The sequence below is a fragment of the Ruegeria pomeroyi DSS-3 genome, from assembly GCF_000011965.2.
Taxonomy (GTDB): Bacteria; Pseudomonadota; Alphaproteobacteria; order Rhodobacterales; family Rhodobacteraceae; genus Ruegeria_B; species Ruegeria_B pomeroyi.
Map to the genome: position 1 here is coordinate 3,722,494 of NC_003911.12, position 25,062 is coordinate 3,747,555.

A 25,062-nucleotide genomic window follows, 5' to 3' on the forward strand; every position below is an offset into this window, starting at 1 on the left:
CGCCGCGTAGCCTATACCGCCGCCCGGCGACGAGTCAAAGCGGGCCTGGCGCGCGTTGACCCGGGCAAAGGCCATTGCTAGCATCCCGTCACGCAACGGGCAGCCCCGCCCAAGGCAGTGCAACGCAAAAGGCGGAGGCCGATGACCGAAGCAAGCGGTTTCTCACTTCTGACCTTTGTCCTGCAGCCCGCGCATTGCGTTGTCCTGCGCGACTGGATGGAGTTTTTCGACCAGCCGCCGGATCGTCTTGTTGTGCATGTCGGCCAGAACCCGGCCATCGCCGACCAGCTGCGCAGCCTCGCCTCAGAGTTCGGCGCCGAGCTGGTGATCGCGGGGCAGACCGATCCCGCCCAGACGACCGAAAATGAAACCGGCCTCTTGTGGCAGCAATTCGATCTGATCGGCGACGACCTGGCCTGTATCGTGCGGCTCGATACCCTACCCTATCGCGAGTCCAATCTGCCCTGGCAGGCTGAGGCAATGGAAGCAATGGCGCGCCACGGCGCCGCGTTTCTGACCGGCTCGACCTTGCCGTTTCGCGCCGACACGACCCTGCCCGAAACGGGCCTGATGCAAACGCAGCGGTTCAGCAACTGTTTCGCGATCCTGCCGGCGCCGGTCTGGCGCAAGGCGCAGCAGGCTCAGCAAAGCGGCGCCGATGCGTTTGGCCGGTTCGGCTCCGAAGCGGCGGTGGAACTCTATTGCGCGGAATCCGGTGCCTTTGGCCTGCGACTGCCGAACAGCCCCGAGCTGCGCATCTTTCATTGCCAGGAATGGGGGCCACGCATGGCCGAGGTGCGCGCGGCCTTTCATGCGGGCCGGGGAATTGCCCCCTTCCTGAGGGGGTATCAGGACGATTTCATGGGCGCGCGGGCGCGGTTCTATATGGAGCGGCGCCCGCCTCTGTCCCGGCGCGTGCGCATCCTGCTGGGCCGCTGGAAACGCAACCTGCTGGGCCAGACGGGCTGATACCACCCGAAAAAGGAAAACCCGGCGCCGCAGGATGCGGGCCGGGTTTCCGTATTTGTGTCTGGCGGCCAGAACCGCCAGCCTGACCGCTTAGTTGCCCGAGGCGCTTGCCACGTCAACCGACACGCCCGGACCCATGGTCGAGCTGAGCGCGATCTTCTTCAGATAGGTGCCCTTAGCACCAGCCGGTTTGGCCTTGGCCACGGCATCCACAAAGGCGCGAACGTTCTCGACCAGCTTGGCCTCGTCGAACGACACCTTGCCGACGCCGGCATGGATGACACCGGCCTTTTCGACCTTGAACTGGACTTCACCGCCCTTGGCGTTCTGCACGGCCTGAGCGACATCCATGGTCACGGTGCCGACTTTGGGGTTCGGCATCAGGTTGCGCGGGCCGAGGATTTTGCCCAGACGGCCGACAACCGGCATCATGTCCGGGGTCGCGATGCAGCGGTCGAACTCGATCTTGCCGGACTGGATGGTTTCCATCAGGTCCTCGGCGCCAACGATGTCCGCACCTGCGGCCTGGGCTTCTTCAGCCTTGGGGCCACGGGCAAAGACGGCGACGCGCACGGTTTTGCCGGTGCCGTTGGGCAGGCCGACAACACCACGGACCATCTGGTCAGCGTGACGCGGGTCGACGCCCAGGTTCATCGCGATCTCGACGGTCTCGTCGAATTTGGCCGAGGCGGCCGACTTGATCAGGGCGACGGCCTGTTCAACCGACAGCTCTTCTTTGCCGGCAAAGGCTTCGCGGGCAGCGCGGGTGCGTTTTCCAAGCTTTGCCATCTTACTTCACCTCGATGCCCATGGACCGGGCAGAGCCCAGGATGATCTGCATTGCGCCGTCGATATCGTTGGCGTTCAGATCCTTCATCTTCGCTTCGGCGATCTCGCGGATCTGAGCGACGGTCACGGTGCCGGCGGTCTCGCGCGAGGGCTTGTTGGCGCCCGACTGGATCTTGGCTGCTTTCTTCAGGAAATACGACGCCGGCGGCGTCTTGATGTCCATGGTAAAGGACTTGTCCTGATAATAGGAAATCACGGTCGGGCAGGGTGCGCCCACTTCCATGTCTGCGGTCTTGGCGTTGAACGCCTTGCAGAATTCCATGATGTTGATGCCGCGCTGACCCAGCGCCGGACCAACTGGCGGCGACGGGTTCGCCTTGCCTGCGGGCACCTGAAGCTTCAGCGTGCCGATCAGTTTCTTGGCCATTGGCCTTCTCCTTTTCAACTCCGCCGGAACGCGATCCGGCAGATGCTATTGATGTGGTCCGACATCGGGGGCGCGCCCCTTCCGTCTCCCACGGGATTCGCCGCCCTGGGACGGCATCGCGTGCGGATAGACCGGATCAGGGTGTTTTGCAAGCGCAACCGGCCCGGCGGCAATCGAATCTTAAGCCGCACCTGATGTTCTGTGCGCTGTTGCAAGCAGACGGCTGAGTCATGACCATCTATTCCTGGAACGCGCTTTACCTTGGGAACGCGGGCGATATCGACAGCTATGAGGGCGATCTTTACGCCGAAGGCGCGTCTAACATTCTCGGCAGCTACGGGTCGCCCGGCGACCCGCTCTACGATCATATCGTCGACGTGGTGGTCAATGACGCCGATGACGATACCGACATAAATTCCGACAATTACGATTTCTGGTCGCCGGACGCGATGACGGTGGACGGCGTCGCCCACACGCTCGATTCCGGCGTTGTCTACAACGCCACCCTCACCTATGCCGATGGCAGCACCGCCAACATCACCGCCGTTGTCATTCAGACCACCGACGGCGATCTGTATCTGGCGCCTGAAATGACCGCCAATGACGACTGGGTCGCGATGGAGGCCAAGGCGATCGTTTCCGTCTCACTCGACAGTGTCTCGGTCGATACCACCTATATCGCGGCAAACCGGCAGCAGACTAATTTCATCTGTTTCGCGGCGGGCACCCGCATCGCGACACCAAAGGGCGCGCGCCCGGTCGAAACCCTTGCGGTCGGGGATCTGGTCCAGACACTTGACCACGGACCGCAGCCGATCCGCTGGATCGGCACGCGCCGGGTCGGCTTAGCGACACAATTGTTGTCGCATGGTGTGGCACCGGTCGTGATCCCTGCACACAGCTTTGCGCCATCCATACCGACACACCCACTGCTTTTGTCGCAACAACACAGGGTGTTGCTGCGCAGTCGGATCGCCAGACGCATGTATGGCTCGGACGAAATCCTGATCGCCGCGCGACGCCTGACGGGGTTACACGGTATTGCCCTACGACCGGCAACCGGCCCGGTCCGGTACATCCATTTCGCGCTGGACCGGCACGAGATCGTGTTTGCAAACGGGCTGCCAGCCGAGACGCTGCTGCTGGGTGCAGAGGTCGAGCGGGTGCTGGGGACTGACGTCTTTACCCAGATCGAGCAAAGTCAGAATCGGGGTGCGATTGCGCTGGCGATGCGACCCGCCCGGCCCATCGTCGAAGGCCGGCGCGCGCGGTCATTTGTGGAACGGCTTCGCAACCGGGCCTGTCGTCATGCCCTGGCCAACCCGATCAAGGTACCGCAAAACCGGGTGACCGGTCTGATCAGCCTTGTTTCGCCACCTGGGTAAAGTCCAGCTCGACCGGGGTTTCGCGACCGAAGATCGACACCGACACGCGCAGTTTCTGGCTATCGTCGTCAACGCCCTCGACCATGCCGTCGAAGCCTTCGAACGGGCCGTCGTTGACCTTGACGCGCTCGCCGATCTCAAACGAGATCAGGGTGCGCGGCGCCTCTTCGCCTTCCTGCACGCGGTTGAGGATCTGGTTGACCTCGGCATCGCGCATCGGCATCGGGCGGCCCTGCGGGCCCAGGAAACCGGTGACCCGGTTGATCGTGTTGATCAGGTGATAGCCCTGGTCGGACATTTCCATATGCACCAGCACATAGCCGGGCATGAACCGGCGCTCGGTCGAGACCTTCTTGCCGCGGCGCACCTCGATGACCTCTTCGGTCGGCACCAGCACCTCGTCGATCTGATCTTCAAGCCCGTTCTCGGCGACCGAGGCGCGGATCTGTTCGGCGACCTTCTTCTCGAAGTTCGAAAGCACGCTGACCGAATACCACCGTTTCGCCATGACCCTGTCGTCCTCGTCTTCTGGCCGGTCCGCGGGCGCGTCCCGGAGCATTTCTGAATTGCGGCCACCCATCGAGCGGCCAGCCGGAACAAAAAGCGGCGCGCAGCTCGAATCGCCGCACGCCCGTCCCGAAGGTACTGCGTGACCTAGCCCCTGATCCGGCGATGTGCAAGGCCGGATTGCGCCGTGGCGCGAGCTCTGGTCAGTTGAACATGCCAAACAACAGTTGCAGCCCGCCCCGGATCGACAGGTCGACCAGCGCGAAGAAAATCGCCGTCAGCGCCGCCATGATGAACACCATTACCGTGGTCAGCAGCACCTCGCGGCGGGTCGGCCAGACGACCTTGGACACTTCGGCGCGGACCTGCTGGATGAACTGGATCGGGTTGATGGTGGCCATATGCCTGACTTCTCTCTGCTTGCGGACTATCGGCACATAGCCGGAGCAGGCCGCGAATTCAAGGCCGGTTCGCCGCCGACTGGGGCGGGGTCAGATAGTCACTGTCGCCCACCTTCTCCAGCCAGTTGGCGACCTGACCGTCTTCGGCCTCCTGAATGGCCAGATGTACCATACCGGTTTCCGGCCCGGCCCCGTGCCAGTGTTCCTCGCCGGGCGGGATCCAGACCGTGTCGCCGGCGCGGATCACGCGCGGGGCGGTGTCGCGCAGGCCGACCAGGCCAGTACCGGAGAGCACATACAACGTCTGGCCCAGCGGATGGGTATGCCATGCGGTGCGGGCGCCCGGTTCGAACCCGACCCGCAGCGCCCGCACCCGCGCGGGCGCCGGCGCCTCGATTACCGGATCCTGCCAGACCGTGCCAGTGAACCAGTCCGAATTCGCCTTGCGCGTCGGGCGGCTGCCGTTCTCGTAGATGTCCATCCTGTCCCTCCCCTTCGGTTCCCACTCTGGCGCAGAGAGCGGCGGGGTCAAGGCTTGGGCTTGTCGTCCCAATCCCCCGACAGGATACGGCGCGCATCGCCTTCGGGGTCGTCATACTGGTCGGACCGCACGGTATAGACAAAGGCCAGCAGGCCCACCGCGCCAAGGATCAGCGATATCGGGATCAGGATCGCCAGGACTTCCATCAACTCACCTCAGGCGCAGGGCATTCAGGGACACGGTAATCGACGAGGTCGACATCGCCAAGGCCGCGATCAGTGGCGAACAGAGGCCAGCCACCGCAAGCGGCACCGCGATCACGTTATAGACAGTGGCGATGCGGAAATTCTCGCGGATACGTTTGGTGGCGCGGATGGCGGTATCGCAGGCCCCGGCAATCGGGGACAAGTCGTTGCCCAACAGCACGATATCAGAGGCCACGCGCGCCGCGTCCAGCGCCGAGGCGGGCGAGATCGACACATGGGCGGCGGCCAGTGCGGCAGTGTCGTTCAGCCCATCGCCCACCATCAGCACCCGCTTGCCCGCATCGGCCAAGGCCTGCACCCGGTCGGCCTTGTCCTGCGGCAAGGCCTCGGCCATCCAGCTCTCGATCCCCAGACGGCGGGCCAGCGACTCGACCGCGCCGGTGGTATCGCCCGAGATCAGCAGAACCTCCTTGCCCGCGGCCTTGAGGCCCGCGACGGTCTCCTCGGCCCCCGGGCGCAGCGCGTCGGAGAACAGAAACGCCACCGGCGCCCGGTCGCCGACCGCCAGCCAGGCCGAGGTCTGCGCGGCCTGCTCGGCCCCGACCCAGGCGGCCCGGCCCAGCCGCACCCGCTGACCCTGCCAGGCACCTTCGGTGCCGAACCCCGGAACCTCGGTCACATCGTCGATCCGGGCTGGATGCAGCCCGGCGGCCCGCGCCGCGCGGGTGATCGCAACGGAAAGCGGATGCGAGGACGCCTCGGCCAGGGCCAGCGCGATCTCCATGTCGGCCCGGCGGTGATCGCCCAGGTTGGTCAATTCGGGCGTGCCCGCCGTCAGCGTGCCGGTCTTGTCGAACACGACTGTGTCCACTTCGGCCAGCCGTTCCAGCGCGGTGGCGTGCTTGATCAGCATTCCCCGCTTGAACAGCCGCCCCGAGGCGGCCGTGGTCACCGCCGGCACCGCAAGGCCCAGCGCACAGGGGCAGGTAATGATCAGTACGGCTGCGGCGATGTTGAGCGCAGTGCGCACATCCCAACTGTAGAGATACCAGCCGACAAAGCTGAGCGCCGACAGGATATGCACCCCCGGCGCATAGAGTTTCGCGGCGCTGTCGGCCAGCGAGGTATAGCGCGAGCGCCCGCTTTCGGCGATGGCCACCAGATCGGCCATGCGGTGCAGCGAGGTATCCTGCCCCACCGCATTGGCACGGATCACCAGCGGTCCGGTCAGGTTGACCTCGCCCGCGCTGACCACAAGCCCCGGTTCGGCAAAGACCGGCAACGTCTCTCCGGTAAGCAGCGAGCGGTCCAGTTCCGAACGTCCCTCGACAATCTCGCCATCGACGGGCATCCGCCCGCCGGGGCGCACCAGGATCAGGTCACCCACCGCCAGTTGCGCTACGGCGACCTCGGTCTCGACCCCGTCTTGCAGACGGATCGCGCGCGGCACCTCGAGCGCGGCCAGTTCCTCGGCCGCGGACCGGGCAACGGCGCGGGTGCGGTAATCCAGATAGCGGCCCGCCAACAGGAAAAAGGTCAGCGTCAGCGCCGCATCGAAATACGCGTGTTCGCCGCTCAGCGAGGTTTCCCACAGCGAGGTGACCAGCGCCAGCACGATGGCCAGCACGATGGGCACATCCATGTTGAGCCGCCTGGCCTTGAGCGCGCCCCAGGCTCTGACAAAGAAGGGTTGGCCGGAAAAGGCGATGGCGGGCATCGCGATGGCGGCGGAAATCCAGTGGAACATGTCCCGCGTCGCGTCCGAGGCGCCCGACCAGACCGAGACCGACAGCAGCATCACGTTCATCGAGGCAAAGCCCGCCACCGCCAGCCGCATCAGCAGGTCGCGCCCGGCACGGTCGGTGCGGGTCGCGTTGAGCGTACCGGGATCAAGCTCGTGCGCCTCGTATCCGGCGCGCTCGAGCACCGGGATCAGATCGGCGGCGCGCAACTCGGGCGCGGCCTTGATCAGCGCCCGTTTCAGCGTCAGGTTCACCCGCGCATCCTCGACCCCCGGATGGGCCTGCAAGGCGCGCTCGACCGTCGAGATACAGGCCGAACAGTGGATGCCCGGCAAAGACAGCGCGATCTGCACATCCTCGGGCACCGGGCGGGCCGGCTGGGCCGGAACCGCAACACAGGCCGGACAGGCCGCGGGCGAGGGGCGGAGCTGCGCCGTCATCGCGTTATCCTTTCACATGCAGTACAACCCGCTGGACGAATTCGGTGCCGTCCTCGGCCCGCGCCACCATGCGGATGTTCCAGTTGCCGTCGCCCAGTTCCGCCTTGGCCACATAGGCGGTGCCGTCAAAGGCGAAATCGGGCGCGAAATCCTCTTGCACATGGGTCGCGCGGCCCAGCACCGCCTTCAGCTCGGAAACCTCGACCGGTTTGCCGGCGCGGTCGGTGATCGACAGGACCACCAGACCCCCCGTCGCATCGGCGCGCACATGCCAGCCCAGCGCCTCTTGCGCGTCGCGGCGGGTGTCGAATTCCTGGCTGGCGACATAGGAGTTCTTAACCTCCAGCCCCGGAAAGGTCTTGATCGCGCTATAGGCCAACAGGATGTTCACCCCGATGATGATGCCGAATGCGCCGACAAAGACCATGGCCGCATGTTTGCCGGTGAAGGTGCGCTCAGCCATCCTCAGTTCCCCCGTCCGTTGAATGTGGTGTCCTTATAGGCGCGTTCGCCGTTGCTTTGATCCTCGACCCAGATACGGACATCGGTGCTGGCCGCTTGCGACGGGGCCGCGTCCTTGGGCGTCACGATATAGACCCGCTGCAAAAAGGCGGTATCGGCGGGGACGGAGACGTTTTCATCGGGCAGGCCCTCCAGCTCGATCCGCATCGACGGATCGCCGACCACGGACAGCTGGAACGGGCGTTCCTCGCCATGTTTGTTGCGCAGCCGCACATCATAGGTGTTGCGGATCGACCCGTCCGACAGGGTGACAAAGGTCGGGTTGCGCACCGGCGCCACGGTCAGGTCGATATCCGAGCGGATGAAGAGCGCAAACAGCAGCCCAAAGCCCACCAGCGACCACAGGCTGGTATACATGATGGTGCGTGGGCGCAGGATATGTTTCCAGATGTTCTTGGGCGGGTGACCGGCCCGCTCGGCCTCTTCGTCCTTGAGCGCCATATAGTCGATCAGCCCGCGCGGCTTGCCGATCTTCTCCATCATGTCGTCGCAGGCGTCGATACACAGCGCGCAGGTGATGCATTCCAGCTGCTGGCCGTCGCGGATATCGATCCCGACCGGGCAGACGTTGACGCAGGCCATGCAGTCGATGCAATCGCCCAGTTCCGAATCCTCGGTCCGCTTGCCTTTGCCGCGCGGCTCTCCCCGCCATTCGCGGTAGCCCACGACCAGGGTATCCTCGTCCATCATGGCGGCCTGAATACGCGGCCAGGGGCAGGCATAGATACAGATCTGCTCGCGCGCGAAGCCACCAAAGAAGAAGGTGGTAAATGTCAGCACCGCCATGGTCGTATAGGCGATGGGATGGGCGTTGCCGGTCACCAGATCGCTGAGCAGCGTCGGCGCATCGGCGAAGTAAAAGATCCAGGCCCCACCGGTGGCGAGGCCGATCAGCAGCCAAGCGGCCCATTTGGTGATCCTGAGCCGCGCCTTGCGGAAGTCGAGCTTTTCCTGACGGTGCAGGCGCAGCCGGGCGTTGCGGTCGCCCTCGATCCAGCGTTCGACCAGGATGAAGAGGTCGGTCCACACCGTTTGCGGACAGGCATAGCCACACCAGACCCGGCCCAACGCCGAGGTGAACAGGAACAGGCCAAGCCCTGCCATGATCAGCAGGCCGGCGACAAAATAGAACTCGTGCGGCCAGATCTCGATCCAGAAGAAATAGAAGCGCCGGTTGGCCATATCCAGCAGCACCGCCTGATCGGGCAGGCTGGGGCCGCGATCCCAGCGAATCCAAGGGGTCAGGTAGTAGATCCCCAGTGTCACCGCCATGATGACCCATTTGAGATTGCGGAACGTGCCTGACACGCGCCTTGGAAAGATCGGTTCTCGGGCGGCATACAGGCTGGGTTCTGGGGTCGACTCGCTCACGGACTCACTCCGGGTTTGGCTATTCTACAGCGCGACTTCTTCCAGATGATCGCGCAACACACTTTGATATGGGTCAAAAAGCGTATCTGTGGCGCAGCTTTTGGTGCTGCAATTGCGCCGGGCGTTACGTCGCAGGCAGGGTTTCAAGGCGAAAACTGCTGGTTCTCATCGCCCAACGCGCACAGAAATCACGAAAACGTGATGTGATTCCAATGAATTACCGTGCCGCCAGATCACTCTCGCAAAAAAACCGCCGACCGGATTGGTCGGCGGAGTCTTTGCCGTTATGACTAAAGGCGCCGGCTGTTCAGGAAACGCGCGAACAGATCGAACAGCCGACGCCAACCTCCGGGCCGCAAACGCAGCCCGGAGGTATCCTTGTTCTACTCACCGCCGCCCAGCTGGTGGACATAGGCCGAGACCGCGCGGATCTGCGCTTCGGTCAGGCGGCTGTCCCAGGCGGGCATCACGCCGAACCGGGCGTTGTTGACCGAGTCCGAGATCGCGGCATAGTCGCCGCCAAACAGCCAGATCGCATCCGCCAGGTTGGGCGCACCCTGCGTGCGGTCCCCGGTGGCGTCTTCGGCATGGCAGGACGAGCAGTTGTCGGCAAAGACCACCGCACCGGCGGCCACTTGTGCGGCATCCTGCGGTTCACCCGACAGCGACATCACATAGTTGACCACCTGGTCGATCTCGGCAGCTTCCAGCAGTTCGTCGCGGCCAAAGGCGGGCATCTCGGAATAGCGCGCATCGTCGTTTTCCGTGTTGCGGATACCGGCGGTGACGGTCTGGTGGATATCCTCGATCGAACCACCCCAAAGCCAGTCGTCATCCAGCAGGTTGGGATAGCCCACCGCACCGGCAGCACCCGACCCGTGGCACTGGGCGCACCAGGTCTTGAACACGGCGGAGCCTGCCGACACCGCATAGGAGTTCAGGTCGGCATCGGCTGCGATCGCGGTCAGCTCGACCGATTCCAGCTTGGCATTGATCGGCGCGTTGGCCTCATCCACGGCGGCGATATCAGCCGCCACATTGGCCCGGGTCGACCAGCCCATCACCCCGGCGGTGGCCGAGTTGATCATCGGCCAGGCGGGATAGGCGATGGTATAGCCGATGGCCCAGATGATGCAGAGATAGAAGGTCCACAGCCACCAGCGGGGAAGCGGGTTGTTGTATTCCTCGATCCCGTCCCAGCTGTGGCCGGTGGTTTCGACCTCTTGTTTCTGAACAGGTTTCTTGCTCATTGCCGCGCCTCCTTGAATGTGGCGGGTTTGTCGTCGCCCCGCAGGGGCGCTGCTGCATCGCCCTGAACGGGCGCGGGTGCGTCCGCATGCCGGAACGGGATGTTGGCGGTATCGTCATAGGTGCGGGTCGAACCCGGGCGGAACACCCAGATCACCACCCCGATGAAGAAGGCGAACAGTGCCAGCAACATCCAGCTGTCGGCGAACTGCCGCAGAAGGGTATATTCTTCCATATCCCCCTCCTCAGCGGCTCGCGTCCGGCGTGAAGGTCGAGAAGTCGACCAACGTACCCAACATTTGCAGATAGGCGATCAGCGCATCGGCCTCGGAGACCCCCGGCTGACCGTCGAAGTTACGCACATTGACCTTGTCTCCATAGCGCTCCAGCAGCCCGTCATAGTCGCTGTCGGGATCGGCCTGGGCGGCAAAGTCGGCTTGGGCGGCTTCGATCATCTCGTCCGTGTACGGCACGCCGACGATCGCATTGGCGGCCATGAGATCACCGATGTACTTGCCGTCGATCATGGTGCGTTCCAGGTAGCCATATTTGGGCATCACCGATTCCGGCACCACCGACTGCGGGTCACGCATGTGATCCACGTGCCAATCGTCCGAGTAGCGACCGCCCACGCGGGCGAGGTCGGGCCCTGTCCGCTTGGAGCCCCACTGGAACGGGTGGTCGTACATCGACTCTGCCGCCAGCGAGTAGTGGCCATAGCGTTCGACCTCGTCCCGCATCGGGCGGATCATCTGGCTGTGACACACATAGCAGCCTTCGCGAATGTAGACTTCGCGCCCTGCCATCTCGAGAGGGGTGTAGGGCCGCATGCCCTCCACCTTCTCGATGGTGTTTTCCAGCCAGAACAGCGGTGCGATCTGCACGATGCCGCCGATGGTCACGACCAGAAAGCTGAAGATCAGCAGGAGGGTCGCGTTGGTCTCGAGGATTTTATGTTTGTCGAGAATTGCCATTGCTCCGGCCCTCCTTATTCAGCCGGGACCGCGACGGACAGGCTGGCCTCTTTGGCCGGTGCCTTCCGAACGGTCATCCACAGGTTGTAGCACATGATGATGGCACCGGTGAGGTACAGGACCCCGCCCAGACCACGCACCACATACATCGGGAACTTGGCGGCCACGGTGTCGGCGAACGAGTTCACCAGGAAGCCGTTGGCATCCACTTCGCGCCACATCAGGCCTTCCATGATCCCGGTCACCCACATCGAGGCGGCGTAGAGCACGATACCGATGGTGGCGAGCCAGAAGTGGTAATTCACCAGTTTCAGCGAGTAGAGGCGATCACGCTTCCACAGCACGGGCACCAGGAAGTAGAGCGCGCCGAAGGTGATCATCCCGTTCCAGCCCAGCGCACCCGAGTGCACGTGACCGATGGTCCAGTCGGTGTAGTGGCTCAGCGAGTTCACCGCGCGGATCGACATCATCGGGCCTTCGAAGGTGGACATGCCGTAGAAGCCGACCGAGATCACCATCATGCGGATGATGGGGTCGGTGCGCAGCTTGTCCCAGGCGCCCGAGAGCGTCATCAGACCGTTGATCATGCCACCCCAGGAGGGCATCCACAGCACGACCGAGAACACCATGCCCAGCGTCGAGGCCCAGTCAGGCAGCGCGGTATAGTGCAGGTGGTGCGGACCGGCCCAGATATAGATGAAGATCAGCGCCCAGAAGTGGATGATCGACAGCTTGTAGCTGAACACCGGACGTTCGGCCTGTTTCGGGATGAAGTAGTACATCATGCCCAGGAAGCCGGCGGTCAGGAAGAAGCCCACGGCGTTGTGGCCGTACCACCATTGCACCATCGCGTCCTGCACACCCGGCCAGACGATGACCGATTTGCTGCCCCAGATGCTGACGGGGATGGTCAGGTTGTTGACCACATGCAGCATGGCGACGGTGACGATGAAGCTCAGATAGAACCAGTTGGCCACATAGATGTGGGGCTCCTTGCGCTTGATGATCGTGCCCAGGAACACGGCCAGATAAGCGACCCAGACCACGGTCAGCCACAGGTCAACGTACCATTCGGGTTCGGCATATTCCTTGGACTGGGTCCCGCCCAGCAGATAGCCGGTTGCCGCCAACACGATGAACAGCTGGTACCCCCAGAATACGAACCAGGCCAGGTTGCCGCCCCAGAGCCGCGCGGCGCTGGTACGCTGGACCACATAGAACGAGGTGGCGATCAGCGCGTTGCCGCCAAATGCGAAAATCACCGCCGAGGTGTGCAGCGGGCGCAGGCGACCGAAATTTGCATACCCCTGGGCCCATTCGAAATTGAGCCCCGGAAAGGCGAGTTGAAATGCGATGAACGTCCCGGCCAGAAAGCCGACGACGCCCCAGAATGCGGTTGCGATGACACCGTAACGGACGACATCGTCCATGTATTCGCCCGACAGATCGAGGAGACCGCGGGCCTCGTCGGTCTTGCGCAGCGTCCAGATGAACAGCCCACCGGAGACAAGCAGCACGATGACTGCATGCACCATGTAAGCCACGTCGCGCGCATAGTTGATCCCCATCGCCGCGAACAGCGCGATGAGACCAAGCGCGATGAGCTTGATATAGTTCGACATATTGCGTCCCTTTGCCTTGTCCCGCGCGATTCTCACGCCACGCCAGACGGATTAGACTGGTCGCTTAATTGAAGAGTTGAGCAAAAACCCGCTTTGATCTGCATCAAGACGCGACCCCGAAATGTGTGAGACGCATATCTCAATTGAAACGCCCGGGCCGATCCGGGCAAAACGTACGCACGAGGTTCATGATGGCCTATAAATCCCTGTTGACCGTTCTGACCGATCCCAAGATCGCTCCGGCAACCTTGGCTCAACTGGTTGCCCTGGCCGAAGCGCAGGACGCCCATGCCGAGGCCCTGTGCCTGGGCGTCGATCGCAGCCAGACCGGCTATTACTATGCGGGCGCCAATGCGCTGATCCTTCAGGAAACCCTGAACCGGGCCAATGCCGAAGCCGAAGAGGTGCTGACGCTGGCTCAGGACACTCTGGGCAAATCCGGTGTGCGTTGGTCCGCCGAAAGCGGCGTCGCCCAGATCGCCGATCTGGGCCGCCATGTCGCCCATCGCGCCCGCTTTTCCGACCTGGTGGTGCTGTCGCGCCCCTATGGCGAGGATCGCGGCAGCGAGGCCGAGCCGATCGTCGAGGCCGCCATGTTCGAGGGTCACGCCCCGGTTCTGGTCGTGCCCGACAATGCGCCGCCGCTGAAACAGCCGCGCACCGTGCTGCTCGGCTGGAACGAGAGTGTCGAGGCGATGCGCGCGATCCGGCTGGCGATGCCCTTCCTGCGGGCCGCCGATCTGGTGCGGATCGTGGTGATCGACCCGCCGCGCCACGGCCCCGACCGCTCGGATCCGGGTGGCCTGCTCAGCCAGATGCTGGCGCGTCATGGCGTCAAGGTGGAAATCGACGTTCTCAGCAAGACGATGACCCGGGTGTCGGACATCCTCAACCGCCACGCCACCGATACCAGCGCCGACATGCTGGTAATGGGCGCCTATGGCCATTCGCGGTTCCGCGAGGCGATCCTGGGCGGCGCCACCCGCAACATGCTGGAACAGGCCACCGTGCCCGTGTTCATGGCGCATTAAGACCGGGACAGAAAGTCAGAGGGGCCGGGGCGGACAAACCGCCCTGGCCCCTTTTTTGTTCACGCCTTGCGAATCAAACCGATCACGAAAAGCAGGATGACCGACCCGATCGTGGCATGGATCACCGAGGCCAGAAATCCACCGCCCACGGCAAAACCAAGCGCCGGAAAGATGGTGCCGGCCAGAAACGCGCCAACGATCCCGACCAGGATATTGCCCAAAAGGCCAAAGCCGCGCCCGGCCATGATCTTGCCCGAAAGCCACCCGGCCAGCGCGCCGACCAGCAGCAGGATCAGAAGGCTGTCAAATTGCATCACCCTGTTTCCCTTGCGATTTCTCTGGCCGATTAGAGCATGGACGCGCGCCCGGGTCACGACCTGATATGGTGCATCCCCTGAAACCGCGCCCGCATCTCACGCGTGCGCAGCGCCACCGCTTCGGGATCGTTGCCGGTGAGACCTTGGGTGATCAGCCAGGCCAGTTCGGCGGCATGCTCTGGCGTGACCCCTCGGCGCACCAGCTCCGGCGTGCCGATCCGAAGGCCGTTCATATCCCCCGCAACCGGCGCGATCGGCAGGCCGATGCCACAGGCCAGGAAGCCTGCCCGCCTCAGCGTCTTGGACGCCGCCTGACCGCCGCCGAACCGCGCCGCCTCGACCGCGAACTGGTGCGAGGCGGTGGCCCCGCCCGCGCCATGAAACACCGGCAGGCCCAGCGCCTCCAACTCGGCGGCCAGCGCCTGCGCCAGATCGACCATGGCCTGGGCATAAGCCGCGCCATGATCGACCCAGTCCAACAGCGAGATCGCCAACGCCGCCGATTTCGCCGCGTCGAAATTCGCGGTCATGCCGGGAAAGGCGATGGCGTCCAGCCGTTCGGCGATCTCGGCCTCGTTGGTCACAATCAGCCCGCCGGCAGGGCCGCCGAGGCTCTTGTAGGTGCTCATCGTCATCAGATGCGCCCCCTCGTCCAGCGGGTTGGCCCAGGCGCCGCCCGCGATGATGCCGCATTGATGCGCCGCGTCGAACAGAACCTTGGCACCAACCCTGTCGGCAATCTCGCGCACGGCTGCAACTGGATGCGGAAACAGGTTGAGCGAGCCGCCCACCGTGATCAGCCGGGGCCGGTGCCGCTCTGCCAACTCTGCCAGCGCGCTCAAATCCAGGCTGTAACCATCCGCATCCACCGGCGCCTCGATGGTTTTTAGGCCATAAAGCCCCGCACAGCCCGCCTTGTGATGGGTTACATGGCCACCGATACTGGCCGGTGGCGCGATGATCGTATCGCCGGGCCGGGTCAGCGCCATGAAGCCATAAAGATTGGCGAGCGCGCCCGAGCCCACCCGGATCTCGGCATAGCGCGCGTTGAACACCTTTGCCGCCAGTTCTGCGGCAATCACCTCGATCTCTTCGATCGCCTCCAGCCCCATCTCGTATTTGTCGCCGGGATAGCCCAGCGAGGGGCGGCTGCCCAATCCCCGCGCCAGCACCGCCTCGGCGCGCGGGTTCATAACATTGGTTGCCGGGTTCAGGTTGAAACATTCCGCGTCATGGATGGTGCGGTTCTCTTCGATCAGCGCCTCCAGGTGGGCGTCGATGGCATCGCTGTCGGCGCGTGCCGTGGTCTCGGCGATTTGCTGAACGCGGGTTTCGCAATGGGCGGGCACCCAGGGGCGGGCGGCAAGCTGTGGCATGGGATCCTCCGTATCTCTGCCTGCAGGATCACCAAACCACCCCTTGCGCGCAAATCAGTTTCCGGGAAAATTAGGGTCAGGAAATCTAAGGCTTTCTGATGCCCGTCGCCCCACCCCGCCCAAGACCGCTGCCCCTGAACGCCCTGCGCGCGTTTGAGGCCGCCGCGCGGCTGGGCGGATTCGCCGCCGCCGCCGAGGAACTGGGCGTCAGCCCCGGCGCGGTCTCGGCCCAGATCAAGCAGCTCGAGGATGTGCTGGGTGCGCCGCTGTTCGAACGTGGCGTCCGGGGCGTCAACCTGACCGCGCTTGCGGTCGATGTCCTGCCGGACCTGACTGGCGCTTTCGACCGGCTGGCCACGGTCAGCCATGGCCTGCGCACCGGCGCCAAGCCGCAGGTGGTGCATGTGGCGGCCCTGCCCTCGGTCGCCCAACTCTGGCTGTCTCCCCGCCTGCCAGGCCTGCGCGCAGCTGCGTCCGAGATCGAGATTTCGGTCACCGCGATGGAACAGCCGCCCGATCTGAAACGCGCGCCTTTCGATCTGTGCCTGTTCTTCGGCGAAAGCCCGGGCGAGGCGCTGGCCGCAGATACGATCACACCCGTCTGTGCACCCGCTCTGGCGGATCGGTTGCACCGGCCCGAGGATCTGCGCCACCTGCCCTGTCTTATCGACACCACCTGGCACGCCGATTGGTCGCACTGGATGGCCACCGCCCTGCCCGGCCAGACCTTTGTGCCGCGCGGACCCGAATTCTCGCTCTATGCTTTGGCGGTCGAGGAAACGGTGAACGGTGCCGGAGTGCTGATGGGACACGAGGCACTGATCGCCCCGTTTCTGGCGCGCGGCCAGTTGGTGGCCCCTTTTGCCACCCGGGTCACCCTGCCCCGCGCGCTGCGCCTCTGGGCACCGCGCCCGCTGCCACCCGGCTCTGCCGCGCAACGCGTGGCCGACTGGCTGCGCCGCCAGAGCTGATCGCCGGCGCAAATCTCTTCATTTCGCCATAAACACTTCGTAGCGCGAGGCAGAGCCGCGCAAACACACAGTCTCAGACCAGGAAACCGCCATCGGTGTCGTCGCCCGCTTCTTCCATCAACCGGCCCATATCCGGGATGGTGACGTGGCGCTTGCCTTCCAGGTGAATGACCCCATCCTTTTTCAGGGCCGAGATCTGGCGGCTAACCGTTTCCAGCGTCAGACCCAGATAGTCGGCCATCGCCTCGCGGGTCAGCGGCAGGTCGAACACCATTGGCCCGCTCACGCCACGCATGCTCAGCGAAGCGTCGCGGCGGGCGATGATCGACAACAGGCTGGCGATCTTCTCGCGCGCGGTCTTGCGACCCAGCACCAGCATCCATTCGCGCGCCGCGTCCAGCTCGTCCAGCGTCATTTCCAGCAACCGGTGCGCGATATGCGGGGTACGCGCCATCAGCTCTTCGAACGGCTTCTTGCGGAAACAGCACATGACCAGATCGGTGGTTGCCACAACGTCATAGGGCGCCCCGTCGCGCCCCGGGCGACCGACGAAATCCGACGGCAACAGCAGGCCCACCATCTGTGTGCGGCCATCCTCCATCGTCTGGGTCAGCGTGGCGATGCCAGAAACGACGGAGCCGACAAAGCTCATCTGATCGCCCGACCAGATCACGGTCTGACCCGCCTCGAAGCTGCGATAATACTTGATCTCTTCCAGCTTCTCCAACTCATCCGCATCGCAATGGGCGCATACGGCGCGATGCCGAATCGGACAGTCGTCGCAACTGGTATGGCAAAGCTGAGGCTGGGTGCTCATGGATTTCGGTCCTACTTGATCTGAGTCAAGGTCCATCACGGACCGCTCTCATAACGGTACTCGCATGATAGCGAAATCACAATTGGCCCGGCTCGGACTTTTTGACGCGAAAGTGCCGAGATACACGAGCTACCCGACCGCCCCCCATTTCAGCAATGACGTGGGGCCTGATCGTTTCGGCGACTGGATTTCGGGCATCGCACCCGGCAGCGCGATCTCGCTCTATGTGCATGTCCCCTTCTGCCGTCGTCTTTGCTGGTTCTGCGCCTGCCGTACGCAGGGCACCCAGACCGACAATCCGGTCATCGCCTATGTCGATACGCTCAAGGCCGAGCTGGCGCTGCTGGCCGAGCGTCTGCCCGAGGGCGTGCACCTGTCGCGCCTGCATTGGGGCGGCGGCACGCCAACCTTGCTGAACCCCGAGCTGATGCGCGGCCTTGCACGCAGCATTTTCGACACGGTGCCACTGGGCCCCGAGGCCGAGTTCTCGGTCGAGATCGACCCCAACGAGATCGACCCGGCCCGGCTGGACGCGCTGGCCGAGGCGGGAATGAACCGCGCCTCGATCGGGGTGCAGGATTTCGATGACGAGATCCAGAAAACCATCGGCCGCATCCAGGGCTATGACGTCACCCGCGACGCGGTCGAGATGATTCGCGCCCGTGGCATCTATAGCCTGAACGCCGATATCCTTTATGGCCTGCCCCACCAGACCCGGGCGCGGATGACCGAAAGCGTGCAGAAGCTCTTGTCGCTCAACCCCGACCGGGTGGCGCTCTATGGTTATGCCCATGTGCCCTGGATGGCCAAGCGGCAGCAGCTGATTCCTTCGGACGCGCTGCCGACGCCGGAACAGCGGCTCGACCTGTTCGATACCGCGCGGCGCCTGTTCATGTGGGACAATTACGCCGAGATCGGCATCGACCATTTCGCCACCCAGGAGGACGGCCTGACCCGGGCGCTGAAAACCGGCAAGCTGCGCCGCAATTTTCAGGGCTATACCGACGATCAGGCCGAGGTATTGATCGGCGTCGGCGCCAGTTCCATCTCGCGTTTCCCGCAGGGCTATGCACAGAACGCCCCGGCCACCTCGGCCCATACCGCTGCAATCCGGGCCGGGCGCTTCTCGACCGCGCGCGGCCACCTATTCAAGGGGCAGGACGTGATGCGCGCCCGCCTGATCGAGGCGCTGATGTGCGATTTTCGCATCGACCGGGCCGAGATCCTGCGCGATCACGAGATTACCGCCGAAGAGCTGGACCAGATGTTCCGCAACGCAGACGAGGCCTTCGACGGCCTTCTGCGCGTCACCGCTGACGGTCTGTTCATCCCGCAAGAGGCGCGCGCGCTGACGCGAATGGTGGCCCGCCTCTTCGACGCCTATGACCTCAGCAAGGCCGGGCACAGTTCAGCGATCTGATCGGTTGCGACCGGTGCCTTGCCCTTGCGGGTTTCCTGCTCATTCGCGGCAAGGGGCTTGACGTCCAAGTGCCGGATTTCACACACTCGGGACAGGGCGGGCCGCCCTGCACCCGAGACCGGTTGCACCGGGCAGCGCGGCGACCTCGCCCCGAGGCAGGGAATAGATGCACCACAGGCATGCGATGCGACCGCATTCGCGCGACCCCTGATTGCGCAGCAGATGACAGGATTACAGCAAGAAAAGGGATAGCCTCCATGCGCGTATTCACCGTTCTGGGACCCAGCCAATCCGGCAAGTCCACATTGGTCGAGGCCATCAGTCGCCTCGACAGCCGCCCGACCACATTCGACCTGTCCGAAACCGTGCATCTGCACGGTTTTTCTTATTTGGAGGAACCCTGGTGCGCCATCGACGTTGATGGCGGTAGCGATGCGCTGGCCTTTGCCGGGCCGGCCATGGCAATCTCGGACGCGGCGGTGATCGTGGTGCCGCCCGACCCCGAGGCGGCGGTGCTGTGCGCTCCCTATCTGCGGCTGGTCGAAGAGGCGCGTATCCCGGCCTTTCTGTTCATCAACCGGATGGACAACCCCAATGGACGCATCCGCGACATCGTCGCGGCGCTTCAGGCCTATTGCAGCCATCACATCGCCTTGCGCCAGGTGCCGATCCGCGAGGGCGATCAGGTGGTGGGCGCGGTCGACCTGATCTCGGAACGAGCTTGGAAGTATCGCGAAGGCGAGCCCTCGGCCCTGATCGAACTGCCCGCCGCGGCGGTCGAGCGCGAACAGGAAGCGCGCGCCGAATTGCTGGAGGCGCTGTCGGATTTCGACGACCACCTGCTGGAACAGCTGATCGAGGACCGCCAGCCGCCCAGCGCCGAGGTCTATGACCTTGCAGCGCGGGTCTCGCAAAATCACCAACTGATTCCGGCCTATCTGGGCGCGGCGAACCATGGGAACGGTCTGACCCGGATGATGAAGGCATTGCGTCACGAAGCGCCGGAATTCGATATCGCCGCCGGGCGCGATGCGGCCAGCGAGCAGGCACGCGCCATCGCGGGCTTTGGCGATATGCGCAAGCATATGGGCAAGATCGTGGTGCTGCGCGGACTCGGCGACGGGGTCAAGGCGCATGAGGCCCTGGGCGGCGATACGGTCGGCAGCCTGTTGGAGCTGGACGCGCGCAGTCAGATCGGCGCGCTGGCGGCCGGACAGATCGGATTGGCGGTGAAATCCGACCATCTGCGGCCCGGCCATATCTATGACAGCGCCGGGGCAAGCGATCTGCCCGACTGGGCGCGCAGCCACCCGCCAGGCCATCGCCAATTGGTCAGCCCGGCGCATGAACGCGACGACGCCCGCCTGTCCAGCGCGCTGGCGCGGATGAACGAGATCGACCCAGGTCTGCATCTGGGGGTGGACGAGGGCACCGGTCACGCTGTGCTGGGATGTCAGGGGCCACAACACCTGCGCCGGATCGCGACCAAGCTGGCCGAGGATTTCGGGGTCGAGATCACCTCGGAGCCGGTCGCAACCGCCTATCGGGAGACGATCCAGAAACCGGTCGAACACCACCACCGCCATCGCAAGCAATCCGGCGGGGCCGGTCAGTTTGCCGATGTGCTGCTGACGGTCGAACCGTTGCCGCGCGGGGCCGGGTTCCAGTTCGACGAGGTGGTCAAAGGCGGCGCGGTGCCCAAGACCTATATACCCTCGGTCGCGCAGGGCGCCGAAGAGGCTCTGGCGCGCGGCCCCGAAGGATTTCCGGTGGTCGATGTGAAGGTGACGCTGAAGGACGGCAAGCATCACGCGGTGGACAGTTCCGACTATGCCTTCCGCACCGCCGGCAAGGCGGCAGTGCGCGAGGCGCTGCCACAGGCGAAACCGGTGGTGCTGCAACCGATCATGCGGGCCGAAATTCACCTGCCCTCGATGTTTGTCGGCGACCTGGTGCCCGCGATCAGCGGGCTACAGGGCCAGGTGCTTGGGTTCGAGGCACATCCCTCGGCCGCAGGCTGGGAGATCTTCAACGCCCTGCTGCCGGCCGTCGCCGAGGACGAACTGCACCGGATGCTGGCCAGCTCCAGCCGGGGCACCGGCTGGGTCAGGTTGAGCTTCGATCACTACGAGGAGTTGCGCGGCCCGGTTCCGAAACCGTCCCGCGAAACGGCAGCCGCAGGCTGACCGGAATTCTGCAAGAATTCCGGCCCGGAAAACATCTGTTTTCCGGGCCGTTTTCCGTTTCGGAAAACGGCGCCCTAACCCGCCGCCGCGATCAGGCTGCGGGTATAGTCGGTCTGCGCATTGGTAAACAGCGCCTCGGTCTCACCCATCTCGATCACATCGCCCTGACGCATCACGATGACCTTGTGTGACATCGCGCGCACCACTTTCAGGTCGTGACTGATGAACAGATAGGCCAGGCCGTATTTACGCTGCAAGTCGCGCAGCAGCGCCACGATCTGCACCTGCACCGTCATATCCAGCGCCGAGGTCGGCTCGTCCAGCACCAGCAGCCGGGGCCGCAGCACCATGGCCCGCGCGATGGCGATACGCTGTCGTTGACCGCCCGAGAACTCATGCGGGTAGCGATCCATCGTGGCGGGGTCCAGCCCCACCTCCTGCATCACTTCGGCCACCAGCTCGCGCGGCGCGCGATGGGGGTCGACCTTGTGGATCGCCAACCCCTCGGAGATGATCTGGGCGCAGGTCATCCGTGGACTCAGGCTGCCGAACGGATCCTGAAACACGATCTGCATGTCCTTGCGCAACCGCCGCAGCTCCCGCGTGGACCAGCTGCGCACATCCTCGCCGCGAAAGGTGATACCGCCCTCGGACCCGATCAGCCGCATGATCGCCAGCGCCAGCGTGGTCTTGCCCGACCCGCTTTCGCCCACGATGCCCAGCGTCTCGCCCGCCCTCACCGAAATCGAGGCGTCGTTCACCGCCTTCACATGCCCCACCGTGCGCCGCAGAAAGCCGCGCTGGATCGGGAACCAGACCCGCAGGTGATCGGTACGCGCCACCTCTTCGGCTCCGGCCGGCACAGGGTCAGGGCGACCCTTGGGTTCGGCCGCCAGCAGCTTGCGCGTGTAGGGGTGCCGAGGGTTCGCGAAGATCTCTTCGGTACTGCCGCTCTCGACGATCTCGCCCGCCTTCATCACACAGACCCGGTCGGCGATCCGCCGCACGATGCCCAGATCATGAGTGATGAACAGCATCCCCATGTTCTCTTCGCGCTGAAGATCGGCCAGCAACTCGAGGATCTGCGCCTGGATGGTCACATCCAGCGCCGTGGTCGGCTCGTCCGCGATCAGGATGTCGGGTTTGTTGGCCAGTGCCATGGCGATCATCACCCGTTGCCGCTGCCCGCCGCTCAGCTGATGGGGATAGGCGTCGAGCCGGGTTTCGGGATCACGGATGCCGACCTTGACCAGCAGTTCCAGAATTCGCTCCAGCGCCGCCGCACCCACCAGTCCCTGATGCAGGGCCAGCGATTCCGCCATCTGCTTGCGGATCGTGTGCAGCGGGTTGAGCGAGGTCATCGGCTCTTGGAAGATGAAACTGATATCGTTGCCGCGCACGTCCATCAGCCGCTGTTCGCTGGCGCCGATCATCTCTTGCCCGTCATAGGTGACCGAGCCTTCGACAATCGCGCTGTCCCCCAACAGCGAGACGGTGGACAGCGCCGAGACCGACTTGCCCGAGCCGCTTTCACCGACCAGCGCAACGGTTTCGCCCCGGTTCACCGTGAAGGACACGCCGCGCACCGCCTGGCTGATCCGCCCATCCTGACGGAACGAGACATTCAGCCCTTTGACCTCGAGAAGCGCACTCATGAGAAGGTCTTTCTGGGGTCGAACGCATCACGCACGCCTTCAAAGATGAAGACCAAGAGCGACAGCATGATGGCAAAGGTGAAAAACGCGGTGAAGGCCAGCCAGGGCGCTTGCAGGTTCTGTTTGGCCTGCAAGGTCAGCTCGCCCAGCGACGGCGCCGAGGAAGGCAGGCCAAATCCCAGAAAATCGAGCGAGGCCAGACCACCGATGGACCCGGTCACCAGGAACGGCAGGATGGTAACGGTCGCCACCATCGCATTGGGCAGCATGTGGCGGAACATGATGGTCCAGTCGCTGACCCCCAGGGCCCGCGCCGCGCGCACATATTCCAGATTGCGGGCGCGCAGGAACTCGGCCCGGACCACGCCGACCAGGGCGGTCCAGCCAAACAGGATCGAGATGATCACCAGCATCCAGAAACTGCGCTGAAAGATCGAGAACATGATGATGATCACGTAAAGGCCCGGCGTGGCGCCCCATATCTCGATCACCCGCTGCATGATCAGGTCGGTACGGCCACCAAAGAATCCCTGTATCGCACCCGCGATCACCCCGATGATCGAAGCGGCAAAGGTCACGATCAGCGCAAACAGGATCGACAGGCGGAACCCGTAGATCACCCGCGCCAGCACGTCCCGCTTGGTATCGTCGGTACCCAGCAGGTTCTGCTCGTTCGGGGGCAGCGGGGCCGCGCCGGGGCGGTCGACCGAGGTGCGATAGGAATAGGGTATCGGCGGCCAGATGGCCCAGCCCTGTTCGAACCCGTCGGCCTGATAGGTGCCTGCCTCGATCTGTTCGATCACCCCTTCGGGATCGTCGAAACAGTCTTCGACGCCGCCGCTGGCGATCAGGCATTTCACCTCGGGGTCGCGATAGATCGCCTCGGTCCGGAAATCGCCACCAAAGGCGGTTTCAGGGTAGAAGGAGAAGATCGGCATCCGCAATTCGCCGCGATAGCTGACCAGGATCGGCTTGTCATTGGCCAGGAACTCGGCAAACAGCGAGACCCCGAACAGGATCGAAAACAGGATCAACGACCAGAAGGCGCGGCGGTTGCGGCGAAAATTGTTCCAGCGGCGCTGGTTCAGGGGCGACAGGCGCATGGCTCAACCCTCCCGCCGCTCAAAGTCGATGCGGGGATCGACCAGCACATAGGTCAGGTCCGACAGGATACCGACCAAAAGGCCGATCAGGCCAAACACGAAGAGCGTGCCGAACATCACCGGATAGTCGCGCGCCACCGTCGCCTCGAACCCCAGCCGGCCCAGCCCGTCGAGCGAGAAGATCGTCTCGATGATCAGCGAGCCGCCCAGAAAGACCGACAGGAACACGCCCGGAAAGCCCGAGATCACGATCAGCATCGCGTTGCGGAACACATGGCCGTACAGCACCCGGCTTTCGCTCAGCCCCTTGGCGCGGGCGGTGATCACGTATTGCTTCTTGATCTCGTCCAGAAAGCTGTTCTTGGTCAGCAGGGTCAGCGTGGTGAAGGCGCCGATCGTATAGGCGGTCAGCGGCAGGGCGATGTGCCAGAAATAATCCAGCACCTTGCCCAACAGCGACAGGTCCGAGAAATTGTCCGAGGTGAGGCCGCGCAACGGGAAGATCTGCCAATAGCTGCCCCCGGCGAAGAGCACCAGCAGCAGGATGGCGAACAGGAACCCGGGGATCGCATAGGCCGCGATGATCAACCCGCTGGTCCAGGTGTCAAAACGCGAGCCATCGCGCACCGCCTTGCGGATGCCCAGCGGGATCGAGATCGCATAGGCGATCAAGGTCGACCACAGGCCCAGCGTGATCGACACCGGCATCTTCTCCAGCACCAGATCGACCACGTCGATCTTGCGGAAATAGCTCTCGCCAAAATCGAGCGTCATATAGTTCCACAACATCATCAGGAACCGTTCGTGCGCCGGTTTGTCCAGACCGTATAGCTCTTCCAGCTCCTTGATGAATTCGGGCGGCAGGCCGCGCGCGCCGATATAGCTGTCGTTCACCGCGTTGGTCTGGCTGTTCAGCTGCGCGTCGTTGCCCTGGCCGGCAAAGCTTTCGAACACATCACCGCCACCCTGCAATTGCGCAATGGCCTGATCCACCGGACCACCCGGCACGAACTGCACCAGCACGAAGTTCACCAGCATGATCCCGAGCAAGGTCGGGATCACCAACAGCAATCGTCTGAGGATATAGGCGCCCATAAAGCCC

25 protein-coding genes are annotated in these 25,062 nt (G+C 64.0%); 6 read left to right on the forward strand and 19 right to left on the reverse strand.

Translation table 11 applies throughout. The features are described 5' to 3' along the window. Positions 1 to 141: 141 nt before the first annotated feature. The gene (locus SPO_RS17790; RefSeq protein ID WP_044028775.1) at positions 142 to 969 is read left to right on the forward strand and encodes a hypothetical protein; all 828 of its coding nucleotides are present in this window, start codon (positions 142 to 144) and stop codon (positions 967 to 969) included. A gap of 90 nt (positions 970 to 1,059) precedes the next feature. Here SPO_RS17790 and rplA read toward each other — a convergent pair whose 3' ends face one another. Together rplA and rplK are read right to left on the reverse strand one after the other, a co-directional pair. Beyond that, on the reverse strand, positions 1,060 to 1,758 hold the full coding sequence (rplA, locus tag SPO_RS17795) for a 50S ribosomal protein L1 (protein WP_011049193.1): 699 nt from the start codon (positions 1,756 to 1,758) through the stop codon (positions 1,060 to 1,062). A 1-nt stretch (position 1,759) separates the two neighbouring features. Continuing rightward, on the reverse strand, positions 1,760 to 2,185 hold the full coding sequence (gene rplK, locus SPO_RS17800; protein WP_011049194.1) for a 50S ribosomal protein L11: 426 nt from the start codon (positions 2,183 to 2,185) through the stop codon (positions 1,760 to 1,762). Positions 2,186 to 2,415: 230 nt separating this feature from the next. Between rplK and SPO_RS22320 the strand changes: the two genes are divergently transcribed. Next, positions 2,416 to 3,570, forward strand: a complete 1,155-nt coding sequence (locus tag SPO_RS22320; protein WP_011049195.1) for a Hint domain-containing protein — start codon at positions 2,416 to 2,418, stop codon at positions 3,568 to 3,570. Here the strand turns inward: SPO_RS22320 and nusG are convergent. The 11 genes from nusG to ccoN form a co-directional block, all read right to left on the reverse strand. Further along, positions 3,545 to 4,078, reverse strand: a complete 534-nt coding sequence (gene nusG / locus SPO_RS17815; RefSeq protein WP_011049196.1) for a transcription termination/antitermination protein NusG — start codon at positions 4,076 to 4,078, stop codon at positions 3,545 to 3,547. The genes SPO_RS22320 and nusG overlap by 26 nt on opposite strands. A gap of 202 nt (positions 4,079 to 4,280) precedes the next feature. Beyond that, entirely contained in the window at positions 4,281 to 4,478 is a 198-nt protein-coding gene (gene secE / locus SPO_RS17820) for a preprotein translocase subunit SecE (protein WP_030003265.1), read from the reverse strand. A gap of 58 nt (positions 4,479 to 4,536) precedes the next feature. Beyond that, a complete protein-coding gene (locus tag SPO_RS17825) occupies positions 4,537 to 4,959 on the reverse strand; it encodes a (R)-mandelonitrile lyase (RefSeq protein ID WP_011049198.1) in 423 nt (140 codons plus the stop codon). A 47-nt stretch (positions 4,960 to 5,006) separates the two neighbouring features. After that, positions 5,007 to 5,165, reverse strand: a complete 159-nt coding sequence (ccoS, locus tag SPO_RS17830) for a cbb3-type cytochrome oxidase assembly protein CcoS (RefSeq protein WP_011049199.1) — start codon at positions 5,163 to 5,165, stop codon at positions 5,007 to 5,009. A gap of 4 nt (positions 5,166 to 5,169) precedes the next feature. Continuing rightward, positions 5,170 to 7,347, reverse strand: coding sequence for a heavy metal translocating P-type ATPase (locus SPO_RS17835; protein ID WP_011049200.1), 2,178 nt, complete (start codon positions 7,345 to 7,347; stop codon positions 5,170 to 5,172). 4 nt (positions 7,348 to 7,351) lie between these two features. Beyond that, positions 7,352 to 7,810 (reverse strand): FixH family protein, encoded by a 459-nt coding sequence (locus tag SPO_RS17840; RefSeq protein ID WP_011049201.1) that lies wholly within the window; start codon positions 7,808 to 7,810, stop codon positions 7,352 to 7,354. A 2-nt stretch (positions 7,811 to 7,812) separates the two neighbouring features. Continuing rightward, positions 7,813 to 9,141 (reverse strand): cytochrome c oxidase accessory protein CcoG, encoded by a 1,329-nt coding sequence (gene ccoG, locus SPO_RS17845; protein ID WP_413243708.1) that lies wholly within the window; start codon positions 9,139 to 9,141, stop codon positions 7,813 to 7,815. A gap of 482 nt (positions 9,142 to 9,623) precedes the next feature. Beyond that, on the reverse strand, positions 9,624 to 10,490 hold the full coding sequence (gene ccoP / locus SPO_RS17850; protein ID WP_011049203.1) for a cytochrome-c oxidase, cbb3-type subunit III: 867 nt from the start codon (positions 10,488 to 10,490) through the stop codon (positions 9,624 to 9,626). Beyond that, the gene (locus tag SPO_RS17855) at positions 10,487 to 10,723 is read right to left on the reverse strand and encodes a CcoQ/FixQ family Cbb3-type cytochrome c oxidase assembly chaperone (RefSeq protein WP_011049204.1); all 237 of its coding nucleotides are present in this window, start codon (positions 10,721 to 10,723) and stop codon (positions 10,487 to 10,489) included. The genes ccoP and SPO_RS17855 overlap by 4 nt, the downstream gene beginning before the upstream one ends. A 10-nt stretch (positions 10,724 to 10,733) precedes the next feature. Beyond that, the gene (gene ccoO, locus SPO_RS17860; protein ID WP_011049205.1) at positions 10,734 to 11,462 is read right to left on the reverse strand and encodes a cytochrome-c oxidase, cbb3-type subunit II; all 729 of its coding nucleotides are present in this window, start codon (positions 11,460 to 11,462) and stop codon (positions 10,734 to 10,736) included. Between the two features lie 14 nt (positions 11,463 to 11,476). After that, a complete protein-coding gene (gene ccoN / locus SPO_RS17865; protein ID WP_011049206.1) occupies positions 11,477 to 13,084 on the reverse strand; it encodes a cytochrome-c oxidase, cbb3-type subunit I in 1,608 nt (535 codons plus the stop codon). Between the two features lie 191 nt (positions 13,085 to 13,275). Here ccoN and SPO_RS17870 point away from each other — a divergent pair, with 191 nt between their 5' ends. Beyond that, positions 13,276 to 14,115: a universal stress protein gene (locus tag SPO_RS17870; RefSeq protein ID WP_030003266.1), complete on the forward strand. Its 840-nt coding sequence runs from the start codon at positions 13,276 to 13,278 to the stop codon at positions 14,113 to 14,115. Between the two features lie 59 nt (positions 14,116 to 14,174). On the opposite strand, the gene SPO_RS17875 is transcribed toward SPO_RS17870, so the two are convergent. Together SPO_RS17875 and glyA are read right to left on the reverse strand one after the other, a co-directional pair. Then, complete coding sequence (locus SPO_RS17875) at positions 14,175 to 14,429, reverse strand: GlsB/YeaQ/YmgE family stress response membrane protein (protein WP_011049208.1); 255 nt, start codon at positions 14,427 to 14,429, stop codon at positions 14,175 to 14,177. 56 nt (positions 14,430 to 14,485) lie between these two features. Next, positions 14,486 to 15,808 carry a serine hydroxymethyltransferase gene (gene glyA, locus SPO_RS17880; RefSeq protein WP_044028778.1) on the reverse strand — a complete coding sequence of 441 codons (1,323 nt, stop codon included), beginning with the start codon at positions 15,806 to 15,808 and terminating at the stop codon, positions 14,486 to 14,488. Between the two features lie 98 nt (positions 15,809 to 15,906). Between glyA and SPO_RS17885 the strand changes: the two genes are divergently transcribed. Further along, entirely contained in the window at positions 15,907 to 16,779 is an 873-nt protein-coding gene (locus tag SPO_RS17885; RefSeq protein WP_011049210.1) for a LysR family transcriptional regulator, read from the forward strand. Positions 16,780 to 16,852: 73 nt separating this feature from the next. Here SPO_RS17885 and fnrL read toward each other — a convergent pair whose 3' ends face one another. Beyond that, positions 16,853 to 17,596, reverse strand: a complete 744-nt coding sequence (gene fnrL, locus SPO_RS17890) for a transcriptional regulator FnrL (RefSeq protein WP_011049211.1) — start codon at positions 17,594 to 17,596, stop codon at positions 16,853 to 16,855. Positions 17,597 to 17,660: 64 nt separating this feature from the next. Here fnrL and hemN point away from each other — a divergent pair, with 64 nt between their 5' ends. Continuing rightward, positions 17,661 to 19,016, forward strand: a complete 1,356-nt coding sequence (gene hemN / locus SPO_RS17895) for an oxygen-independent coproporphyrinogen III oxidase (RefSeq protein ID WP_011049212.1) — start codon at positions 17,661 to 17,663, stop codon at positions 19,014 to 19,016. A 257-nt stretch (positions 19,017 to 19,273) separates the two neighbouring features. After that, positions 19,274 to 21,202 (forward strand): elongation factor G, encoded by a 1,929-nt coding sequence (locus SPO_RS17900; RefSeq protein WP_044028780.1) that lies wholly within the window; start codon positions 19,274 to 19,276, stop codon positions 21,200 to 21,202. A gap of 74 nt (positions 21,203 to 21,276) precedes the next feature. Here the strand turns inward: SPO_RS17900 and SPO_RS17905 are convergent, their stop codons facing one another. Genes SPO_RS17905 through SPO_RS17915 form a run of 3 tightly spaced genes read right to left on the reverse strand, consistent with a single transcriptional unit; the run spans position 21,277 to position 25,055 of the window. After that, the gene (locus SPO_RS17905) at positions 21,277 to 22,857 is read right to left on the reverse strand and encodes an ABC transporter ATP-binding protein (protein ID WP_011049214.1); all 1,581 of its coding nucleotides are present in this window, start codon (positions 22,855 to 22,857) and stop codon (positions 21,277 to 21,279) included. Continuing rightward, entirely contained in the window at positions 22,854 to 23,960 is a 1,107-nt protein-coding gene (locus SPO_RS17910) for an ABC transporter permease (protein WP_011049215.1), read from the reverse strand. Before SPO_RS17910 ends, SPO_RS17905 begins: the two co-directional genes overlap by 4 nt. A gap of 3 nt (positions 23,961 to 23,963) precedes the next feature. After that, on the reverse strand, positions 23,964 to 25,055 hold the full coding sequence (locus SPO_RS17915; protein WP_011049216.1) for a microcin C ABC transporter permease YejB: 1,092 nt from the start codon (positions 25,053 to 25,055) through the stop codon (positions 23,964 to 23,966). Positions 25,056 to 25,062 lie beyond the last annotated feature (7 nt).

Excerpts from the sequence above, each read along its gene's own strand:
- ccoS (WP_011049199.1), bottom strand. The coding sequence starts at position 5,165 with ATGGAAGTCCTGGCGATCCTGATCCCGATATCGCTGATCCTTGGCGCG.
- SPO_RS17885 (WP_011049210.1), top strand. The coding sequence starts at position 15,907 with ATGCCCGTCGCCCCACCCCGCCCAAGACCGCTGCCCCTGAACGCCCTG.
- SPO_RS22320 (WP_011049195.1), top strand. The coding sequence starts at position 2,416 with ATGACCATCTATTCCTGGAACGCGCTTTACCTTGGGAACGCGGGCGAT.
- rplA (WP_011049193.1), bottom strand. The coding sequence starts at position 1,758 with ATGGCAAAGCTTGGAAAACGCACCCGCGCTGCCCGCGAAGCCTTTGCC.
- rplK (WP_011049194.1), bottom strand. The coding sequence starts at position 2,185 with ATGGCCAAGAAACTGATCGGCACGCTGAAGCTTCAGGTGCCCGCAGGC.
- ccoG (WP_413243708.1), bottom strand. The coding sequence starts at position 9,141 with ATGGCGGTGACACTGGGGATCTACTACCTGACCCCTTGGATTCGCTGG.
- ccoO (WP_011049205.1), bottom strand. The coding sequence starts at position 11,462 with ATGGCAATTCTCGACAAACATAAAATCCTCGAGACCAACGCGACCCTC.
- SPO_RS17910 (WP_011049215.1), bottom strand. The coding sequence starts at position 23,960 with ATGCGCCTGTCGCCCCTGAACCAGCGCCGCTGGAACAATTTTCGCCGC.
- SPO_RS17790 (WP_044028775.1), top strand. The coding sequence starts at position 142 with ATGACCGAAGCAAGCGGTTTCTCACTTCTGACCTTTGTCCTGCAGCCC.
- SPO_RS17840 (WP_011049201.1), bottom strand. The coding sequence starts at position 7,810 with ATGGCTGAGCGCACCTTCACCGGCAAACATGCGGCCATGGTCTTTGTC.
- SPO_RS17825 (WP_011049198.1), bottom strand. The coding sequence starts at position 4,959 with ATGGACATCTACGAGAACGGCAGCCGCCCGACGCGCAAGGCGAATTCG.
- SPO_RS17905 (WP_011049214.1), bottom strand. The coding sequence starts at position 22,857 with ATGAGTGCGCTTCTCGAGGTCAAAGGGCTGAATGTCTCGTTCCGTCAG.
- SPO_RS17875 (WP_011049208.1), bottom strand. The coding sequence starts at position 14,429 with ATGCAATTTGACAGCCTTCTGATCCTGCTGCTGGTCGGCGCGCTGGCC.
- nusG (WP_011049196.1), bottom strand. The coding sequence starts at position 4,078 with ATGGCGAAACGGTGGTATTCGGTCAGCGTGCTTTCGAACTTCGAGAAG.
- ccoP (WP_011049203.1), bottom strand. The coding sequence starts at position 10,490 with ATGAGCAAGAAACCTGTTCAGAAACAAGAGGTCGAAACCACCGGCCAC.
- glyA (WP_044028778.1), bottom strand. The coding sequence starts at position 15,808 with ATGCCACAGCTTGCCGCCCGCCCCTGGGTGCCCGCCCATTGCGAAACC.
- ccoN (WP_011049206.1), bottom strand. The coding sequence starts at position 13,084 with ATGTCGAACTATATCAAGCTCATCGCGCTTGGTCTCATCGCGCTGTTC.
- SPO_RS17835 (WP_011049200.1), bottom strand. The coding sequence starts at position 7,347 with ATGACGGCGCAGCTCCGCCCCTCGCCCGCGGCCTGTCCGGCCTGTGTT.
- hemN (WP_011049212.1), top strand. The coding sequence starts at position 17,661 with ATGATAGCGAAATCACAATTGGCCCGGCTCGGACTTTTTGACGCGAAA.
- SPO_RS17855 (WP_011049204.1), bottom strand. The coding sequence starts at position 10,723 with ATGGAAGAATATACCCTTCTGCGGCAGTTCGCCGACAGCTGGATGTTG.
- secE (WP_030003265.1), bottom strand. The coding sequence starts at position 4,478 with ATGGCCACCATCAACCCGATCCAGTTCATCCAGCAGGTCCGCGCCGAA.
- SPO_RS17870 (WP_030003266.1), top strand. The coding sequence starts at position 13,276 with ATGGCCTATAAATCCCTGTTGACCGTTCTGACCGATCCCAAGATCGCT.
- SPO_RS17900 (WP_044028780.1), top strand. The coding sequence starts at position 19,274 with ATGCGCGTATTCACCGTTCTGGGACCCAGCCAATCCGGCAAGTCCACA.
- SPO_RS17915 (WP_011049216.1), bottom strand. The coding sequence starts at position 25,055 with ATGGGCGCCTATATCCTCAGACGATTGCTGTTGGTGATCCCGACCTTG.
- fnrL (WP_011049211.1), bottom strand. The coding sequence starts at position 17,596 with ATGAGCACCCAGCCTCAGCTTTGCCATACCAGTTGCGACGACTGTCCG.